This is a genomic window from Paracoccus sp. L-17, assembly GCF_056857655.1.
Map to the genome: position 1 here is coordinate 174,098 of NZ_JBSXNM010000044.1, position 17,907 is coordinate 192,004.

17 protein-coding genes are annotated in these 17,907 nt (G+C 66.8%); 8 read left to right on the forward strand and 9 right to left on the reverse strand.

Features of this window, described 5'->3' with window-relative positions; genetic code table 11:
- Window positions 1-65 precede the first annotated feature (65 nt).
- Together AC13CR_RS15205 and AC13CR_RS15210 are read right to left on the reverse strand one after the other, a co-directional pair.
- Window positions 66-395, reverse strand: a complete 330-nt coding sequence (locus AC13CR_RS15205) for a hypothetical protein (protein WP_292952974.1) — start codon at window positions 393-395, stop codon at window positions 66-68.
- A complete protein-coding gene (locus AC13CR_RS15210; RefSeq protein WP_292952971.1) occupies window positions 392-1,129 on the reverse strand; it encodes a DUF421 domain-containing protein in 738 nt (245 codons plus the stop codon). Before AC13CR_RS15210 ends, AC13CR_RS15205 begins: the two co-directional genes overlap by 4 nt.
- 102 nt (window positions 1,130-1,231) lie before the next feature.
- On the opposite strand from AC13CR_RS15210, the gene AC13CR_RS15215 reads away from it, so the two are divergent.
- Together AC13CR_RS15215 and AC13CR_RS15220 are read left to right on the forward strand one after the other, a co-directional pair.
- A complete protein-coding gene (locus AC13CR_RS15215; RefSeq protein WP_292952969.1) occupies window positions 1,232-1,705 on the forward strand; it encodes a YbaK/EbsC family protein in 474 nt (157 codons plus the stop codon).
- A 49-nt stretch (window positions 1,706-1,754) separates the two neighbouring features.
- A complete protein-coding gene (locus AC13CR_RS15220; RefSeq protein ID WP_292952967.1) occupies window positions 1,755-2,579 on the forward strand; it encodes an aldo/keto reductase in 825 nt (274 codons plus the stop codon).
- Here the strand turns inward: AC13CR_RS15220 and AC13CR_RS15225 are convergent.
- Window positions 2,569-3,360: an alpha/beta hydrolase gene (locus AC13CR_RS15225; RefSeq protein WP_292952965.1), complete on the reverse strand. Its 792-nt coding sequence runs from the start codon at window positions 3,358-3,360 to the stop codon at window positions 2,569-2,571. The genes AC13CR_RS15220 and AC13CR_RS15225 overlap by 11 nt on opposite strands.
- Window positions 3,361-3,426: 66 nt before the next feature.
- Between AC13CR_RS15225 and kynU the strand changes: the two genes are divergently transcribed.
- The 4 genes from kynU to AC13CR_RS15245 all read left to right on the forward strand — a co-directional run bounded on the left by kynU (window position 3,427) and on the right by AC13CR_RS15245 (window position 9,888).
- Window positions 3,427-4,614: a kynureninase gene (kynU, locus tag AC13CR_RS15230; RefSeq protein ID WP_292952962.1), complete on the forward strand. Its 1,188-nt coding sequence runs from the start codon at window positions 3,427-3,429 to the stop codon at window positions 4,612-4,614.
- Window positions 4,615-4,703: 89 nt separating this feature from the next.
- Window positions 4,704-5,738: an efflux RND transporter periplasmic adaptor subunit gene (locus AC13CR_RS15235; RefSeq protein WP_482920000.1), complete on the forward strand. Its 1,035-nt coding sequence runs from the start codon at window positions 4,704-4,706 to the stop codon at window positions 5,736-5,738.
- Window positions 5,735-6,850 carry an efflux RND transporter periplasmic adaptor subunit gene (locus AC13CR_RS15240; RefSeq protein WP_292952956.1) on the forward strand — a complete coding sequence of 372 codons (1,116 nt, stop codon included), beginning with the start codon at window positions 5,735-5,737 and terminating at the stop codon, window positions 6,848-6,850. Before AC13CR_RS15235 ends, AC13CR_RS15240 begins: the two co-directional genes overlap by 4 nt.
- Window positions 6,847-9,888 carry an efflux RND transporter permease subunit gene (locus AC13CR_RS15245; RefSeq protein WP_446233566.1) on the forward strand — a complete coding sequence of 1,014 codons (3,042 nt, stop codon included), beginning with the start codon at window positions 6,847-6,849 and terminating at the stop codon, window positions 9,886-9,888. Before AC13CR_RS15240 ends, AC13CR_RS15245 begins: the two co-directional genes overlap by 4 nt.
- Window positions 9,889-10,088: 200 nt before the next feature.
- Here the strand turns inward: AC13CR_RS15245 and msrA are convergent, their stop codons facing one another.
- From msrA to AC13CR_RS15260, 3 genes are all read right to left on the reverse strand, one after another.
- Window positions 10,089-10,595, reverse strand: coding sequence for a peptide-methionine (S)-S-oxide reductase MsrA (msrA, locus tag AC13CR_RS15250; protein ID WP_292952950.1), 507 nt, complete (start codon window positions 10,593-10,595; stop codon window positions 10,089-10,091).
- A 1-nt stretch (window position 10,596) separates the two neighbouring features.
- Entirely contained in the window at window positions 10,597-11,037 is a 441-nt protein-coding gene (gene msrB, locus AC13CR_RS15255; protein ID WP_292952947.1) for a peptide-methionine (R)-S-oxide reductase MsrB, read from the reverse strand.
- A 62-nt stretch (window positions 11,038-11,099) separates the two neighbouring features.
- Window positions 11,100-12,068: an NAD(P)H-dependent flavin oxidoreductase gene (locus AC13CR_RS15260; protein ID WP_292952944.1), complete on the reverse strand. Its 969-nt coding sequence runs from the start codon at window positions 12,066-12,068 to the stop codon at window positions 11,100-11,102.
- 137 nt (window positions 12,069-12,205) lie between these two features.
- Here AC13CR_RS15260 and AC13CR_RS15265 point away from each other — a divergent pair, with 137 nt between their 5' ends.
- The gene (locus AC13CR_RS15265) at window positions 12,206-13,102 is read left to right on the forward strand and encodes a 5'-methylthioadenosine/S-adenosylhomocysteine nucleosidase (protein ID WP_482900871.1); all 897 of its coding nucleotides are present in this window, start codon (window positions 12,206-12,208) and stop codon (window positions 13,100-13,102) included.
- Here AC13CR_RS15265 and AC13CR_RS15270 read toward each other — a convergent pair whose 3' ends face one another.
- Both AC13CR_RS15270 and pyrF read right to left on the reverse strand, forming a co-directional pair.
- On the reverse strand, window positions 13,103-13,831 hold the full coding sequence (locus AC13CR_RS15270; RefSeq protein ID WP_292952938.1) for a hypothetical protein: 729 nt from the start codon (window positions 13,829-13,831) through the stop codon (window positions 13,103-13,105). It abuts the gene before it with no gap.
- A 70-nt stretch (window positions 13,832-13,901) separates the two neighbouring features.
- Window positions 13,902-14,648 (reverse strand): orotidine-5'-phosphate decarboxylase, encoded by a 747-nt coding sequence (gene pyrF / locus AC13CR_RS15275; RefSeq protein WP_292952935.1) that lies wholly within the window; start codon window positions 14,646-14,648, stop codon window positions 13,902-13,904.
- A 120-nt stretch (window positions 14,649-14,768) separates the two neighbouring features.
- Between pyrF and clpB the strand changes: the two genes are divergently transcribed.
- Window positions 14,769-17,408: an ATP-dependent chaperone ClpB gene (clpB, locus tag AC13CR_RS15280; protein WP_293014882.1), complete on the forward strand. Its 2,640-nt coding sequence runs from the start codon at window positions 14,769-14,771 to the stop codon at window positions 17,406-17,408.
- Window positions 17,409-17,482: 74 nt separating this feature from the next.
- Here the strand turns inward: clpB and AC13CR_RS15285 are convergent, their stop codons facing one another.
- On the reverse strand, window positions 17,483-17,899 hold the full coding sequence (locus AC13CR_RS15285; RefSeq protein ID WP_292952926.1) for an NUDIX hydrolase: 417 nt from the start codon (window positions 17,897-17,899) through the stop codon (window positions 17,483-17,485).
- Window positions 17,900-17,907 lie beyond the last annotated feature (8 nt).

Here is a 17,907-nt window from a genome sequence, read left to right on the forward strand (position 1 = left end):
GTTTCGCCCCCGCAAATAAGCCATCGCGGCCCGCGCCACAACCGCCACACGGGCGGTTGATCGGCTCAGTCATCGGCGGACGATCCGCCGGCCTCGTCGAAGAAGGGCTGCACCTGGGCGATGATGACCGCGTTTTCGTCGCGCGCGCGATCCATCAGCGCGCGTTCCTCGTCGTCGATCTCGTGACCATCGGCCAGCCTTTCCTCGCGCGTGCCATAGCCGGTGACGTCCAGCGGCGCCATCCCGGCCTGTTTCAGGATCGCCACGGTTTCGCGAACGGCCTCGTCCTCGTTGCGGCCAGAGGCATAGCAGACCAGCGCCGCGCCCCGGCTGCCGCCGGGCAACCCGTCGCCCGTCCTGCGTCCGACCTCGACCAGCAGCGTATAGACATTCATGATCGCTCGGTCCCTGCCATTGGCGTCTCCGGCGCAACCCAGACCTTGCCGCCGCAATGGCCGCATCTGCCGTCGGGCAGGGCGACATGCGCCGCCTCGATCGCGCCGCATCTGGCACAGCATGTCAGGCCGCCCGGCGCAAGGGCCGGATCGGTCAGCGGCGCGGCGCCGGGCTGGTCGGGGACCACGGAATGGGGCGGCACCAGTGACAGGCCGGGGCGCGGTGACGGAAAGCGAAATACCGACAGCCCGCCGCTGCTTTCGAGATAGGCATGTTCGACCGCACCCAGATTGCGCACGCCGTTCTGGCGCAGCAGGGCCTTGATTTCGGCCGAGCCCATGTCGCAGGCATCCATCCCCTCGGGCAGCAGGCGCCCGTCATGGACCAGCGCCACCGCGCGGCCGTCGATCATGTGCTTGGCGCTGTCGGATCGCAGGATCAGCAGGTCCAGAACCTTGTTCATGCCGATGACGCCGGTGATCACCAGCATCGCCGCCAGCAACGGCACATCGGGGTAGAACATCGCATCGCCCACCGCGGAGCCGAGAGCGATGACCAGGACGAATTCCACCATCGACAATTGCGCCACGCCGCGCCCGCCGATCCAGCGGATCATGACCAGCGTATAGGCATAGATGATCAGCGTCCGCACAAGGATTTCGGCATAGAACAGCAGCGGCTGTTCGCCCAGGAACATGCGTTGCAGGTCAAAGGGGGTGACGGGCTGGTCCATGCCGGGCGCTCGTGGATAGGTGTGGCCGAACGCGCCTTCTCGGGCCGGGTTCCCCGGCGGCGCGGTTGTGGGTATTTGGACAACAGAGAAGCGGAGGGCGGCGTGAGCAAGAGCCTGAACCGCGTGCGCGCCGCGCTGGTGGCGGCGGGCGCGCCGGTCGAGATCGTCGAAATGGGCGAATCTACCCGCACCGCGGCCGAGGCGGCGCGGGCGGCGGGCTGCGGTATCGACCAGATCGCGAAATCGGTCATCTTTCGCGGCGAGGAGAGCGGTCATGTCGTGCTATTTTTGACGGCGGGCGGCAACCGGGTCGATCCGGCCCGGGCGGCCGCGGTCGCCGGGCAGGCCCTGGGCAAGGCGGATGCGGCGCTGATTCGGGCCGAGACCGGGTTCGCGATCGGCGGGGTGGCTCCGCTGGGGCATCTGAAGCCGGTCACAGCCTATTTCGATCCGCGCCTGTCGGATTTCGACCGGGTCTGGGCCGCGGCGGGCACGCCGCGCCACATCTTCGCCATCGCGCCCGATCGTCTGTTGGCAATCACCGGAGCGGTGGTGGCGGATTTCAGCGGCCGGTGAAACGGGCCGCGCCCCGGCCGCGTTCACCCGCTGCCAAAGGAGTGTAGACATGACCCAACCCATTCTGACCCTGAACGATCACCGCCCGATGCCGCAGCTTGGCCTGGGTGTCTGGCAGATGCCGGAAGGCCGGACTGCCGAGGCGGTGGGCGAGGCGCTGCGAACCGGCTACCGGCTGATCGACGGGGCGGCGATGTATGGCAACGAGGCGGGGATGGGGCAGGCGGTGCGCGCGTCCGGCCTGCCGCGCGACGAGGTTTTCGTGACCTCGAAATTGTGGAACGACCAACAGGGGCGGGACCGGACCCTGCGGGCGTTCGATGCGACGATGCAGCGGCTGGGCCTCGATCATCTGGATCTGTATCTGATCCACTGGCCCTGTCCGGACCGCGGGCTCTATGTCGAAACCTGGAAGACGCTGATCGAATTGCGCGATGCCGGGCGGGTCAGGTCGATCGGGGTCGCCAATTTCCTGCCGCCGCACCTGATCCGGCTGATCGACGAGACCGGCGTGGCCCCGGCGCTGAATCAGATCGAGTTGCATCCCGGCTTCAACCAGGCCGACCTTCGGGCCGAGAACCGGCGTCTGGGGATCGTGACGCAGTCCTGGGCACCGCTGGGCCGCGGCGAGGATCTGGCCGCCGCGCCGATCAGGCGGATCGCGGAACGGCTGCAGGCCACGCCGGCGCAGGTGGTGCTGGCGTGGCATTTGGCGCATGGTCTGTCGGCGATTCCGAAATCGCAGGATCCGGGTCGCCAGCGCGGGAATTTCGGCGCCTTGCAGGTCACGCTGTCCGATGATGACATGGCCGCCATCGATGCCCTGGACACGGGGCGGCGAACTGGCCCCGATCCTGCGAGTTTCAACGGCTGAGCAGCGCCCGCGTCATCGCGCTGTCGGGGCATGCCAGCGATTCTATCACATCGAAATGGTGACGGCCGGGCGCGATCACGCATTGCGTGGCCGCCCCCAGGCCCGCCCAGATATCGGCCAGAAGGCGCGCCTGACGTAGGAATTCCGGCCGTTCGGCGCCGCCAACCCAGGCCGTGACCGGGATATCCGCGCGGGGCGTCAGCAAGGCCGGGCTTTCGGCGGCGGCCTCGGCCGGGTCGAGCCGCAACGTGTCGTTCAACCTGGTGCGCATCAGCGGGCGCAGGTCAAACAGCCCCGAGATCGGCACACAGGCCGAGACGCGCGCGGCCAGCGGCGCGGGCAGGGTGCCGTCGTCGCAGATCATCCGCGCGGCAAGATGGCCGCCGGCGGAATGGCCGGTCAGCGCGATCGGGCCCGCGATCGCGGCGGCGGCCTGGGCGATCGTTCGGGCGACCTCTTGCGTGATCCCGGGGATGCGGGCGGCTGGGGCCAAGGTATAGGCGGGCAGGGCGACCGCCCAGCCATGGGCCAGCGGACCCGCCGCCAGATGCGACCACAAGGAAGGGTCGAACCGCATCCAGTAGCCGCCATGAACGAAGACCACCAGTCCTTGCACATCCCCGTCCGGCCTGAACAGATGCCCCTGGCCAAGGGGCTGCGGCATGTGGCGTTGGCGGAAGGCTGCCGCCGCCTCGGCCCAGCGGGCGGGCCATGCCTCGCCGTCGGGAATATGGCGGGCATTGGCGTAGGCGTCGTCCCAGTCGGTGATCCGATACAGCATGGCGGTGCTCCTCTTCCGCGCAGGTCACGCGGCTGGTAGCCTTGGGTCAAGAGCAGGGAGACGCGCATGACCGATTTCAGCCGAACGAAACGCGCCTTCCACCTGCCCTCCGGTGTGACCTATCTGGACGGCAATTCGCTGGGGCCGATGCCGCGGGCGGCGCAGCAGCGGGTGGCGGCGATGATGGCCGATGAATGGTCGGACATGCTGATCACGGGCTGGAACAAGGCGGGCTGGTATGAACAGCCCCAACGCGTCGGGAACCGGATCGCGCGGCTGATCGGCGCCGGGCCGGGCGAGGTGGTGATGGGTGACACGCTGTCGATCAAGGTGTTTCAGGCGCTGAGCGCGGCCCTGGCCCTGCGGCCCGAACAGCGGGTGATCCTGTCCGACAGCGGCAATTTTCCGTCCGATCTGTATGTCGCGCAGGGCCTGGCCACCGCGATGGGTGCCAGGTTGCGCGTGGTCGCGCCCGAGAGCGTGGCCGATGCGATCGGCGACGACCTGGCGGTGCTGATGCTGACCGAGGTCGATTACCGCACGGGGCGCCGGCACGACATGGCGGCGCTGACGGCGCGGGCGCATCGGGCCGGGGCGCTGACGATCTGGGATCTGGCCCATTCCGCCGGCGCGGTCGATGTGGACCTGACCGGCTCAGAGGCGGATTTCGCCGTGGGCTGCACCTACAAGTATCTGAATGGCGGGCCGGGCGCTCCGGCCTTCATCTGGGTCAATCCGCGCCATGCAGATGTCGCGCGGCCGATCCTGCAGGGCTGGATGGGGCACGAGGCGCCCTTTGCCTTCACGCCCGACTACGCCCCCGCCCCGGGGATCGAGCGGATGCGGGTCGGCACGCCGCCGGTCATCGCGATGGCCGCGCTGGAGGCGGCGCTGGATGTCTGGGACGAGGTTTCGATGGACCATCTGCGCGCGAAATCGGTCGATCTGACCGGGGCCTTCATCGCCGAGGTCGAGGCAAGTTGCCCCGATCTGCTGCTGAATTCCCCGCGCGACCCGGAACGGCGCGGCTCTCAGGTCGGGTTCCGGCATCGCCAGGGCCATGCGGTGATGCAGGCGCTGATCGCCGAAGGGGTGATCGGGGATTTTCGCGCGCCGGACGTGATGCGCTTCGGTTTCGCGCCGCTCTACAACGATCGCGACGACGTGTCGCGCGCTGCCGCAACGTTAGCCCGGATCCTGCGCGATGAAGGCTGGAAAAAGGCGCAGTTCATGAGAAAAGCTGCCGTCACCTGAGACGAACTTCCCGAGGTCGCGCGACGATCACGCAAAAGGCGGGCACATTTCTGGTGACAAGAATGATTTCATCGCGATATCTGCCGCTTATGGGAATAATCCTGTCAGCCCAGCCGGCCATCGCCGAGGATCCGGCCTTGCGGGTCGAATTCGTCACGGCAGAAGAACAGACGCTGATGCTGGACATGCGCCTGTCGGGCACGATCGAGGCGCGAAACAGTGTCGATCTGGGTTTTCGTCAGGCCGGGCGCGTGGTCGAGGTCCTGGTGCGCGAGGGTGACCGCGTGACCAGGGGAGAGGTTCTGGCGCGGCTTGATTCGGCGCAGCAGGATCAGGCGCTGAAACTGGCCCAGGCTGGCCTGGCCTCGGCCGAGGCCGGGCGCGCGCAGGCGCAACAGGCCAGCGACCGTGCGGCGGCCATGCTGTCGCGCGGTGTCGGCACCCGTGCGGCGCGCGATTCGGCGGTGCAGGCCCTGTCCGAGGCGGAAGGAATGGTCGAAAGCGCGCAAAGCCGGGTCGAGCAGGCGCGCCGGGCGGTCGAGGATACGCAGCTTCTGGCGCCGGACGATGCCGTCGTGACCCAACGCGACCTGGCTCCGGGGCAGATCGTCGGCGTGGCGCAGCCGGTCCTGTCTCTGGCCGCGCTGGACGGGATGGAAGCGGTATTCGGCGTCGCGGATCAACCGATGTTGCGCGAGGCCATGGGCCGACCGGTGCGCCTGCGCGCGCTGGATGTCGAACGTCCGGCCATGACCGGCATCGTCAGCGAGATCGCGCCGCTGGTCGATCCGGCCTCGGGCACCGTCACCCTGCGCGCCCGGATCGAGGACATGCCGGGCGAGACCGCGCTGCTGGGCGCGGCGGTGCGCGGCGACCTGACGATCGAGGGGGCCGCAGGCATCGTCGTCCCCTGGACCGCGCTGATGCGCGACAATGGCGGCGCCGCCGTCTGGGTGGTGGGTCAGGACGGCCGCGTCGCCCTGACCGATGTCACCATCGGCAGCTTCACCGACCGGGCGGTCTATGTCGCGGATGGGCTGACGCCGGGGCAGGTGGTCGTCGGCGCGGGATCGCAATTGCTGTATCCCGGCCGGGCGGTCATGGCGGCCGAGGTCGTCCGATGAGGCACGCCGCCACGATTCTGGCGGTGCTGCTGATGACGGCCGGTCCGCTTCAGGCCTTGCAACTGCCGGGCTGGCTGGCCTTTGGCAAGGCGGTCAGCGAACCCGCGGCCCCGCGTCCGGTCGTCACCGAAATCGTCGAGGACAGCGGCGAATCATCGCGCTGGGTGCCCGGCGTGATCGCCTCGCGCAATCAGGTCGACATGGCCTTCCAGACGCTGGGCCGCATGACGGCCCGTCGCGTCGATCTGGGCGACCGGGTCCGCAAGGGCGAGATTCTGGCCGAGCTTGCGACCGAGGATCTGGCCGCCAATACCCGCGCCGCGCGGGCGCAGCTGGATGCCGCCGAGGTGCAGCAGCGGACGGCCCTGACAACGCTGGACCGGACCCGTGCGCTGGCCCGGCGCAACGTCGCCTCGGCGGCGCAGCTTGAACAGGCCGAACGCGCCGCCGCCGCCGCGGGCGCGGCCGTCGAACAGGCCCGCTCGGAACTGGCGCAGGCCGAGAATACCGAAGGCTACGCGACCATGAAAGCGCCCTTCGACGGCGTGGTCAGCGCCGTTTTCGAAACCCAGGGCGCGGTGGTCAATGCCGGCAAGCCGATCCTGAGGCTTTCGGCCGAAGACGAACGAGAGGCGGTCATCGACCTGCCGGAACCGGCGCTGGCCGGGTTGCCGCCCGATGCCGTCTTCACCATCTGGCAGCGCGGCGATCCCGGCAGCGAGGTGCCGGCGATCCTGAACCGCATCGACCCGCTGGCCGATACCGCGACGCGAACGCGCAGGCTGTATCTGACGCTGCCGCCGGACACGACGCTGCGGCTGGGCGCGCTGATCCGGGCGCGGCTGGGCAGCGCGCGCGATCCGGCGCTGACCATCCCCGAACAGGCCGTCTTCGACCGCGACGCCAGTCCCCATGTCTGGCGCGTGATCCGCGAGGATGGGAAGGGCCCGTCCGGGCCCGGTCGCGTCGAGGCGGTGGCGATCGGGACCGGCGCCACGCTGATGGGGCGGGTGCTGGTCACCGGCGGTCTGAATCTTGGCGATGAAATCGTGATCCGCGGCGTGCGGTCGCTGAGCGATGGTCAGGCCGTGGGGCGGAGGGTCGATCCGTGAACCGCTTCAATCTGTCCGACTGGGCGCTGCATCACCGCAGCTTCGTCTGGTTCCTGCTGATCGTTTCCATGCTGGCGGGCACGCTCAGCTATCTTGCCCTGGGTCGCGAGGAAGATCCGAATTTCACCATCAAGACCATGGTGGTCGGGGCCGCCCTGCCCGGCGCCTCGATCGAGGAGACGCGCGATCAGGTCACCACGCGGATCGAGAAGAAGCTGGAGGAACTGGACGCGCTGGATTTTACCCGCTCGGTCACGACGCCGGGACAATCGGTCGTCTATGTGGAACTGCTGCCGACGACGCGCGGACCCGCCGTTCCCGAAATCTGGCAGCAGGTGCGGCGGATGATGTCCGATATCCGCGCCGATTTTCCCGATGAATTCGCGGGGTTCCAGTTCAACGACGATTTCGGCGATGTCTATGGCAACATCTATGCCTTTACCGCCGACGGTTTCAGCCCGCGCGAGATGCGCGACCGGGTCGAGGCGATCCGCAGGCAGGTCGCCGCGCTGGATGCCTCGGGCAAGGTCGATCTTCTGGGCGAGCAGGACGAACAGATCTTTCTGGAATTCTCGACCGCGCGGCTGGCCGCGATGGGCCTGAGCCAGCAGCAGGTGCTGAATTCTCTGGCCACGCAGAACGCCATCGTGCCCTCGGGCGTGATCGAGGCCGGGCCCGAGCGGGTGCTGGTCCGCGTGGGCGGGCAGTTCGACGACGCCTCGGCGATCGGTGCGGTGAACCTGCGCGTGGGCGAGCGGTTCTTCAACGTCGCCGATGTGGCGACGGTGACGCGGGGCTACGAGGACCCGCCCCTGACCCTGTTCCGCTATCGTGGCAAGCCCGCCATCGGCTTGCAGATCGGGATGCGCGAGGGCCAGAACATCCTTGAATTCGGCAAGGAGCTGGATGCGCTGATGGATCGCGTCGCGGCCGACCTGCCGATCGGAATCGAGATGGCCAAGGTCGCCGACCAGCCCCTGGTCGTCGACCAGGCGGTCGGTCACTTCGTCAAGGCCCTGGCCGAAGCGGTGTTCATCGTTCTGATCGTCAGTTTCATCAGCCTGGGCTTCCGTGCCGGTTTCGTCGTGACGATGACGATCCCGCTGGTTCTGGCAATCACCTTCGTGATCCTGGAGATTTATGGAATCACGCTTCAGCGGATTTCGCTGGGCGCGCTGATCATCGCGCTTGGCCTGCTGGTGGACGATGCCATGATCGCCATCGAAACGATGATCTCGCGGCTGGAAATCGGAGAATCGCTGGAAAAGGCGGCAAGCTATGCCTGGACGTCGATCGCCTTTCCGATGCTGACCGGGACGCTGGTGACGGTGGCCGGTTTCATTCCCATAGGACTGAACGATTCAGCCGCCGGCGAGTTTACCTTCTCGCTGTTCGTGGTGATCGCGGTGTCGCTGGTCGTCTCGTGGATCGTGGCGGTGCTGTTCGCGCCGCTTCTGGGCGTCACCTTCCTGACCACCCGGATCGCCCGCCACGACGCCCGGCCCGGTCGGCTGCGGCGCGGCTTTCACGTGCTGTTGCGGCTGGCGATGCGGTTCCGCTGGCTGACCATCGCGATCACGCTGGCGCTGTTCGCGGTATCGGTCTTCGGAATGCGCTTCGTCGAGCAGCAATTCTTTCCGACCTCGGACCGGACCGAGGTTCTGGTGGACGTGACCGAACGCCAGAACGCCTCGATCACCAAGACCATCGCCGACATGGACCGGCTGGAAGCGACGCTGGAAGGCGATCAGGACGTGTCGTTCTGGACATCTTACATCGGCCGGGGGGCGCCGCGTTTCGTGCTGTCGATGGACGTGCCGACGCCGGGACCGCATATGGGCCAGATCGTGATCCAGACCCCCGACCTGGCCGCCCGCGACCGGGTCAAGGCGCGGCTGAACCGGCTGGCCGCCGAGGAATTCGCCGGTGTCGACATCTATGTGAAGAACCTCGAAATCGGGCCGCCGGTCGGCAAGCCGGTGCAATATCGCGTCAGCGGTGCCGATGTCGATTCGGTGCGCGATGCCGCGCGTGGGCTGGCCACCGTGATGGCGACCGAGCCGCGCCTGCGCGATATCGCGCTGGACTGGAACGAGCCTGCGCGGGTCGTCCGGCTGGAGGTCGATCAGGAACAGGCGCGGCGTCTGGGCGTGACCAGTCAGGATATTTCCTCGTCGCTGTCGGCGGTGTTTTCCGGCAAGACCGTCACCCAGTTGCGCGACGGGATCTTTCTCGTCGATGTGATCGCGCGCGGAAACGAAGCCGACCGCAATTCCATCAATTCGATCCGCAATCTGCAATTGCTGAACGGCACCGGCCGGAACCTGCCGCTTACGGCCCTGGTCAGTCTTGATTTCGACACCGAACAGCCGCTGATCCAGCAGCGCAACGGCCTGCCAACGATCACCGTCAAGGCGGCGATCAACGGCAAGGATCAGCCCGCGACCCTGGTCGAGGCCCTGGCCGGCCGGATCGCGGATTACGCGGCCGGCCTGCCGCCAACAATCGACATCGCCGTCGGCGGAACCGTCGAAAGCTCGGGCGACAGTCAGGCGCCCATCGCCGCGGTGGTGCCGGTCATGCTGCTGATCATCGCGGTGCTGGTGATGATGCAGATGCAAAGCTTCCGGCTTTCGCTGATCGTCTTCGCGGCGGCACCCTTGGGTCTGATCGGGGTGGTTGCGGTGCTGGTGCCGTTCCGGGTGCCGATGGGTTTCGTGGCGATCCTGGGGATCCTGGCGCTGGTCGGCATCCTGATCCGCAACTCGGTGATCCTGGTCCACGAAATCCAGGAATTGCTGCATCGCGGCCGCTCGCAATGGGATGCGGTGTTCGAGGCCTCGGACAGCCGCGCCCGGCCGATCCTGCTGACGGCGGCGGCGGCGTCGCTGGCGCTCATTCCGATTGCGCGACAGGTGTTCTGGGGACCGATGGCCTATGCGATGATGGGCGGCATCATCGCCGGCACGCTGGTGACGCTGGTCTTCGTGCCGGCGCTCTATTGCGCGGTGTTCCGGGTCAGGCCGCCGCGGGATTGATGCCTGCCCTTGCCCGCGAACGGGTCTGCGCGCGCCGCCGTGCGACCTGGCGGCAGGCACAGCGCCCCGACGGCGGCGCCATCGCGGGACGCAAAAAACAGCGCCGCGAAGCTTGTCTTCGCGACGCCCTGCCTGCCGGTTTCGCGGCCAATTCTGCAAAGACGCCCTTGCGGCACGCCGCGACCGTCAAATCGCGCCGCCTATTCGGCGGCGCTTCGTCTCGGCAGCACCCAGTTCGGGCGCGGGAAATGGCAGGTATAGCCGTTGGGAAAGCGTTCCAGATAATCCTGATGTTCGGGCTCGGCCTGCCAGAAATCCCCGACCGGTTCGATTTCCGTCACGACCTTGCCCGGCCACAGACCCGAGGCCTCGACATCGGCGATCGTGTCCTCGGCCTCGCGCTTCTGAACCGCATCCGCGTAGTAGATCGCCGAGCGATAGCTGGGGCCGATATCGTTGCCCTGCCGGTTCGGCGTGGTCGGATCGTGGATCTGGAAGAAGAATTCCAGCAGCCGGCGATAGCTGATGATCTCGGGGTCGAAATCGATCTCGATCGCCTCGGCATGATTGCCGTGGTTGCGATAGGTCGCGTTCGGAACCTCGCCGCCGGTATAGCCCGTGCGGGTGCTGATCACGCCCGGCAGGCGCCGGATCAGATCCTGCATGCCCCAGAAACAGCCACCCGCCAGTGTCGCGCGCTCGGTCATCTCAGGCCTCCTCTGCCTGATCAAGGTAGGCGCCATAACCCTCGGCCTCCATCCGGTCCCTGGGCACAAAGCGCAGGGCGGCCGAATTGATGCAATAGCGCAGGCCCCCGGACTCGCGCGGGCCGTCGGGAAAGACATGTCCCAGATGGCTGTCGCCGTGTTTCGACCGGACCTCGACCCGTTCCATGCCGAAGGTCACGTCGCGATGTTCGGTGACATTCGCGTCGATGGGTTTGGTGAAAGCGGGCCAGCCGCAGCCGGAATTGTATTTCGCGGCCGAGGCGAAAAGCGGCTCGCCCGTGACGACATCGACATAGATGCCGGGTTCGAAATGATGGTCATATTCGCCGGTAAAGGCGCGTTCGGTGCCGTTTTTCTGGGTCACCCGGAACTGTTCCGGGTTCAGCCGGTCGATCGCATCCTGCGATTTGCGATATTCCACGTCGGTCCTCCGCGAATCCTGTTCGGTTCCCTATATGGGGTGGACCGGGCGGTCCGCAAAGGTCACGCGGCGCAGAGCATGCGCTTTGCCTCGGCATGGTCGCGGGCCAGCATCTCGATGCGCTGGCCGGCCGGCAGGACGTCGCGCACGGCGCCGATGCCTTGGCCCGATCCCCAGATCTGGCTCCATGCCTTGGCCTTGGCGGCATTGTCGCCGAAATTCATCGCCCTCGCATCGGCGCTGCCCAGATTGTCGGGATCAAGTCCCGCGGCGCGGATCGAGGGGGCCAGGTAATTCCCCGAAACGCCGGTGAACAGCGACGAGGTCACGATGTCCATCGCGTTGCTTTCGACGATCATCCGCTTGTATTCGGGCGGGGCATTGGCCTCGTCGGTGGCGATGAAGGGGCTGCCGATATAGGCCAGATCGGCGCCCATCGCCTGCGCCGACAGAACCGCCCGGCCGGTCGCGATCGCCCCCGACAGCAGCAGCGGTCCGTCGAACCAGTCGCGGATTTCCTGCACCAGCGCGAAAGGCGATTGCAACCCGGCATGACCGCCCGCCCCCGCCGCGACGGCGATCAGCCCGTCCGCGCCCTTGTCGATGGCCTTGCGCGCGAATCTGTCGTTGATCACGTCATGCAGCGCGATGCCGCCGCAATCATGGGCAGCGGCGTTCACCTCGGGTCGCGCGCCCAGCGAGGTGATCCAGATCGGCACCTTGTGGCGGTGGCAGATCTCGATGTCGCGTTCCAGCCGCGCATTGCTGCGATGGACGATCTGGTTCACCGCAAATGGCGCTGCGGGGCGGTCGGGATTGGCCTGGTTATGGCGGTCCAGTTCCTCGGATATGCGGGTCAGCCAGGCGTCCAGCAGCGCGGGCTGGCCATCCTTCTCTCGCGCGTTCAGGGCCGGAAAGCTGCCGACGATCCCGGCCTTGCACTGCGCGATGACCAGGTCCGGTCCCGAGACGATGAACATCGGCGCTGCGACGACGGGAATGCGCAGGTTCTGCAGGATCGGTGGCAGCATGGGTTCCTCCGTGAATTTGGGCAAGGATGGCGCGACCCCGGGCAGGCGGCAACCGTGACGCCGCGACAGTCGCGCCGCGCTGGCCCGAGCCGCCGGATCGGTCTATGACGGGGGCCAGACATCGCGAAGGAGAATCCATGACGCTGTCCCGCCTGAGCCTCGCGGCACTTCTTGCCCTGCCTCTGCCCGCCCTGGCCGGGACCGGCCGCATCGCCGTGATGTCCGCCTTTCCGCCGGAGTGGGTCAGTCTCCAGGCCGATCTGGAAGGCGCCGAGACACAGATCGTCAACGGCACCGAATTCGTCACCGGCACGCTGTCGGGCCAGCCGGTCGTGCTGTTCCTGTCGGGCGTGTCGATGGTCAATGCGGCGATGACGACGCAACTGGCGCTGGACCGGTTCCAGATCGACGCCATCGTCTTTTCCGGAATCGCGGGCGGGGTCGATCCGTCGCTGAATATCGGCGATGTGGTGGTGGCCGGCCAGTGGGGATCCTATCTGGAAAGCATCATGGCGCGCGAGACGGATGGAGGCTTTGCGGTTCCGCCGTTTCTGGATTCGCCGTTTCCGAATTACGGCATGATCTTTACCAGCGAGACCACGGTCGCCTCGGACCGGGGTCAGCCTGAAAGCCGGTTCTGGTTTCCGGTGGACGAAATTCTCTTGCAGACAGCGCGCGGTGTTGCCGACAGCACCGAACTGGCCGATTGCAACGCCGAGAATGCCTGTCTGGACAGGACGCCGCAGATCCGCGTCGGCGGGAACGGCGTCTCGGGTTCGGCCTTTGTGGACAATGCGGGCCTGCGCGAATGGATCTTTGAAACCTTCGACGCGCAGGTGGTGGACATGGAATCGGCGGCCGTGGCGCAGGTCGCCTGGGCCAATCAGGTGCCCTTCATCGCCTTCCGGTCGCTGTCCGATCTGGCCGGAGGCGGCGAAGGCGCCAACGAGATGGGCATCTTCATGTCGCTGGCCTCGGAAAATTCGGCATTGCTGGTCAAGCGGTTCCTGGCCGCGATGCCCGCCCCCGAATGATCAGCGCAGCGCGGCGACGCCCCGGACCAGCGGGCGCAGGGCGTCGCCCTTGACCAGCCAGCTTGTCGCGAAGGCGAAGGTGGCCAGCGTTTCCAGCCAGAAGACCGGGCGCAGCGCCGCCAGCCGGGCATCCCAGCCTGTGGCGAACAGAACGCCGATCAGGCCGATGCCGATCACGATCAGCCAGCCGCAGATCAGATAGATGCGGTTCGACGCGCGTTTTTCCATGCTGTCTGCCGCGCCGCGCCGGAACAGCACGAGGCAGGTGACCGCCAGCGCCGCGAAATACAGCGCCGCCGCAACCAGATGGATTCCGCCCGTCAGCCCGACCCCCAGCCGGCATTGCAGAAGCGTGCAATCGGGCAGGGAATCGGGCGCGATGCCCAAGCCCTGTGGGCTGGTCGGCGCCAGCGCGATCAGCGCGGCCGAGACGGCCGCCACCCGCGCCGTCGCCTTGTCGCTGACGATCTCGGACCCGCGGGGGCGATAGCCCTCGTAGCTCCACAGAAACACCGCCTGGGCGATCAGCGTGCCCACGAAAATCTCGCGCATGGGCGAATAATAGGCCGCCGAAATGCTGCGAAAGAGTCCCGCGGGCGCCGCCAGCCCCCACAGGATCAGCACCACCGGAAGGAAGAAGCCCAGCAGACCGATGGCGCGGCGCACCGCCAGGAAGGACAGGACCAGATCGTTCTCGGCCTTCTGGATGATACCCTGTTTGTCGCCCATGATCGCCTCCGCCTGGAAAGGGCGGAATCTGCCGCGCGCTTAGCCTTGGGTCAACGTGTTGCGTGTTTTCTCATTGCGCCGGACGTTGCGCCTGCGGCGATGAGATCTCTGCAAGGATGGCTTCGGCGGCGGCGCGGGGATTGGCGGCTTTCCAGACCGGTCGGCCGACGACGATGTGATCGGCGCCCGCCGCAATGGCGGTGGCCGGCGTCTCGACCCGTCTCTGGTCGCCCGGATCGCCACCTGCCGGGCGCACCCCGGGCGTCACGATCAGCCCCGAACCGGGCAGCGCCCGGATCGCCGCCGCCTCGCGCGGGGAACAGATGATGCCGTCGGCGCCGGCCTCGAAGGCGCGGGCGGCACGTTCCACGGTAATCTGGGCCAGATCGCCTGGACGGATCATCCCGGCATCCAGATCGGCACGTTCCAGCGAGGTCAGGATGGTCACGCCCAGGATCTTCATGTTCGATCCGCCCGCGCCTTCCTTGGCCGCGCGGATGACATGCGGGTCGCCGTGGACGGTCAGGAAATCCAGATCGAACTGCGCCAGCCCGCGCACGGCGGCCTCGATCGTGGCGCCGATGTCGAACAGCTTCATGTCCAGAAAGATGCGCTTGCCATGTTCGGCCTTCAGCTCGTTGGCCAGGGCCAGTCCGCCGCCGGTCAGCATCCCCAGCCCGATCTTGTAGAAGCCGACCGAATCGCCAAGCTTCTGTGCCAGATCCAGTCCCGCCACCGCGTTCGGCACATCCAGCGCCACGATCAGCCGGTCGTCCATCATCGCCCCCGATTTTTCGCAAACGGCCGCCTTATACACGGTTTCTCGCGGCTTGAAAGCACGAAAGCCGGTGCCCATTTCCCAAGCCATGACCCGGACCGGGACGCGCCGCGACAGGGCGTCCGCGACGCGGGGGCTGATGAAAAAGGAGAATTGCCGATGAACATGGAAAAGTTCACGGAACGGTCGCGCGGCTTCCTGCAAGCCGCCCAGACCATCGCGATCCGCGAGGAAAACCAGCGGGTCGTCCCCGAACATCTTCTGAAGGCGTTGATGGATGACGATCAGGGTCTGGCGTCCAACCTGATCACCCGGTCGGGCGGCGATGCCAAGCGCGTGCAGCAGGCCGTCGATCAGGCCGTCGCGAAGCTGCCCAAGGTCTCGGGCGGCAACAGCCAGGTCTATGTCGATCCCTCGATGGTGCGCGTGCTGGACGAGGCCGAAAAGGTCGCCAAGAAGGCGGGTGACAGCTTCGTGCCCGCCGAACGGATCCTGATGGCGCTGGCGATGGTGAACACCAACGCCAAGGACGCGCTGGAGGCCGGATCGGTCAAGGCGCAGAACCTCAACGCAGCGATCAACGACATCCGCAAGGGGCGCACGGCCGACAGTGCCAGCGCCGAAGACAGCTATGAGGCGTTGGAGAAATACGCCCGCGATCTGACCCAGGCCGCGCGCGACGGCAAGATCGACCCGATCATCGGCCGGGACGAGGAAATTCGGCGCGCGATGCAGGTTCTGTCGCGCCGCACCAAGAACAATCCGGTGTTGATCGGCGAACCCGGCGTCGGCAAGACCGCCATCGCGGAAGGTCTGGCGCTGCGCATCATCGACGGCGACGTGCCCGAAAGCCTGCGCGACAAGAAGCTGATGGCGCTGGACATGGGCGCGCTGATCGCCGGGGCGAAGTATCGCGGCGAATTCGAGGAGCGGCTGAAGGCGATCCTGAAGGAAATCGAGGCCGCCGCGGGCGAGATCATCCTGTTCATCGACGAGATGCACGTGCTGGTCGGCGCCGGCAAGACCGACGGCGCGATGGATGCCGCGAACCTGATCAAGCCCGCGCTGGCGCGGGGCGAACTGCATTGCATAGGCGCCACGACGCTGGACGAATACCGCAAGTATATCGAAAAGGACGCGGCCCTGGCCCGTCGCTTCCAGCCGGTGATGGTCGAGGAACCGACGGTCGAGGACACGATCAGCATCCTGCGCGGCATCAAGGAAAAATACGAACTGCATCACGGCGTGCGCATTTCCGATGCCGCGCTGGTCGCCGCCGCGCAGCTTTCCAACCGCTACATCACCGACCGCTTCCTGCCCGACAAGGCCATCGATCTGGTCGATGAGGCCGCCTCGCGGCTGCGGATGGAGGTGGACAGCAAGCCCGAGGAACTGGACGCGCTGGATCGCCAGATCCTGCAGATGCAGATCGAGGCCGAGGCCCTGAAGAAAGAGGACGACGCGGCCAGCCAGGACCGGCTGGAGCGGCTGGAAAAGGATCTGTCCGACCTGCAGGAACGCAGCGCCGAGATGACCGCCCGCTGGCAGGCCGAACGCGACCGGCTGGAGGGCTCGCGCAACCTCAAGGAACAGCTTGACCGGGCGCGCGCCGAACTGGATCAGGCCAAGCGCGAGGGCAATCTGGCGCGGGCGGGCGAATTGTCCTATGGCGTCATTCCGGGGCTGGAAAAGCAGCTTTCGCAGACGGATGAAGCCGAAGCCGACGGGCCCATGGTCGAAGAGGCCGTGCGCCCCGAACAGATCGCCGAGGTCGTCGAACGCTGGACCGGCATCCCGACCAGCAAGATGCTGGAAGGCGAACGCGACAAGCTGATGAAGATGGAAGACGAGATCGGTCGCCGCGTGATCGGCCAGTCCGAGGCCGTGACCGCCGTCAGCAACGCCGTGCGCCGCGCCCGCGCCGGTCTGAACGACGAGAACCGTCCGCTGGGCAGCTTTCTGTTCCTGGGTCCCACCGGTGTCGGCAAGACCGAACTGACCAAGGCCCTGGCCGAATACATGTTCGACGATGATTCCGCGATGGTCCGCATCGACATGTCCGAATTCATGGAAAAACATTCCGTGGCGCGGCTGATCGGCGCACCTCCGGGCTATGTCGGCTATGACGAGGGCGGCGTGCTGACCGAGGCCGTGCGGCGCAGGCCCTATCAGGTGATCCTGTTCGACGAGGTCGAAAAGGCGCATCCCGACGTCTTCAACGTGCTGTTGCAGGTGCTGGACGACGGCGTGCTGACCGATGGGCAGGGGCGGCGCGTGGATTTCAAGCAGACGCTGATCATCCTGACCTCGAATCTCGGTTCCCAGGCGCTGTCGCATCTGCCCGAGGAGGCGGATTCGACCGATGCCCGCCATCAGGTGATGGAGGCCGTGCGGGGTCATTTCCGCCCCGAATTCCTGAACCGTCTGGACGAGATCATCATCTTCCGCCGCCTGTCGCGGGCAAACATGGACGGCATCGTCAGCATCCAGCTGATGCGGCTGGAACATCGCCTGGCGCAGCGCAAGATCACGCTGGATCTGGATCAGGACGCACGGCAATGGCTGGCCGATCAGGGCTATGATCCGGTCTTCGGCGCCCGCCCGCTGAAAAGGGTGATCCAGCGGGCCTTGCAGGATCCGCTGGCGGAACTGCTGCTGTCGGGCGAGGTGCTGGACGGCCAGACGGTGCATGTCGGCGCGGGCGATGAGGGGCTGATCGTCGGCAACCGCGTCGGCCGCGCCGGCCCGAAGCTGGGCGCTGTGGGCGAAGGTCCGAAGCCCGACGCAACCTTGCATTGAAGAAGAGGGCCGCGAAAACCTTTCGCGGCCCTTTTTCGGTTCTCGATCCGGATCTGTCCTCTCTGCCGGGCGCGCTATCTCAGCGCGGCCATGATCCAGTCCTGGACATGCGGCACGGCGCGCGGATGGGTCAGGAATTCCGCGACCGACATCATCCGCCATTCCTGGCCCTCGTCGCCGAAGCGGATCGCCTCGATCTCGGCCGGCACCAGCCGCCCGGCGAACAGCCATGACACCATGTCGGGGCGCTGATGCGATCGGAAGACATGCGCCGACAGGCGTTCTGACGCCAGGCGCAGCCCGAACTCCTCGAACAATTCGCGCAAGGCGCAATCCACCGGCCGCTCGGCACCCTCGCGGCCGCCGCCGGGCAGATCCCAATGCGCTGGGAAGGGGATATGGGCGAAATCGTCGCGCAGGCAGGTCAGCAACCGCCTGCTCTCCATCAGCAGCAGTTTCGCACCGTGAAACGGCGCTTCTTCGTTGCCCAAATACCCGT

Bases quoted from the DNA above. Each gene is read 5' to 3' on its own strand.
- AC13CR_RS15205 (WP_292952974.1), bottom strand. From the start codon at position 395: ATGAATGTCTATACGCTGCTGGTCGAGGTCGGACGCAGGACGGGCGAC.
- AC13CR_RS15210 (WP_292952971.1), bottom strand. From the start codon at position 1,129: ATGGACCAGCCCGTCACCCCCTTTGACCTGCAACGCATGTTCCTGGGC.
- AC13CR_RS15220 (WP_292952967.1), top strand. From the start codon at position 1,755: ATGACCCAACCCATTCTGACCCTGAACGATCACCGCCCGATGCCGCAG.
- AC13CR_RS15225 (WP_292952965.1), bottom strand. From the start codon at position 3,360: ATGCTGTATCGGATCACCGACTGGGACGACGCCTACGCCAATGCCCGC.
- kynU (WP_292952962.1), top strand. From the start codon at position 3,427: ATGACCGATTTCAGCCGAACGAAACGCGCCTTCCACCTGCCCTCCGGT.
- AC13CR_RS15235 (WP_482920000.1), top strand. From the start codon at position 4,704: ATGGGAATAATCCTGTCAGCCCAGCCGGCCATCGCCGAGGATCCGGCC.
- AC13CR_RS15240 (WP_292952956.1), top strand. From the start codon at position 5,735: ATGAGGCACGCCGCCACGATTCTGGCGGTGCTGCTGATGACGGCCGGT.
- msrA (WP_292952950.1), bottom strand. From the start codon at position 10,595: ATGACCGAGCGCGCGACACTGGCGGGTGGCTGTTTCTGGGGCATGCAG.
- AC13CR_RS15260 (WP_292952944.1), bottom strand. From the start codon at position 12,068: ATGCTGCCACCGATCCTGCAGAACCTGCGCATTCCCGTCGTCGCAGCG.
- AC13CR_RS15265 (WP_482900871.1), top strand. From the start codon at position 12,206: ATGACGCTGTCCCGCCTGAGCCTCGCGGCACTTCTTGCCCTGCCTCTG.
- AC13CR_RS15270 (WP_292952938.1), bottom strand. From the start codon at position 13,831: ATGGGCGACAAACAGGGTATCATCCAGAAGGCCGAGAACGATCTGGTC.
- clpB (WP_293014882.1), top strand. From the start codon at position 14,769: ATGAACATGGAAAAGTTCACGGAACGGTCGCGCGGCTTCCTGCAAGCC.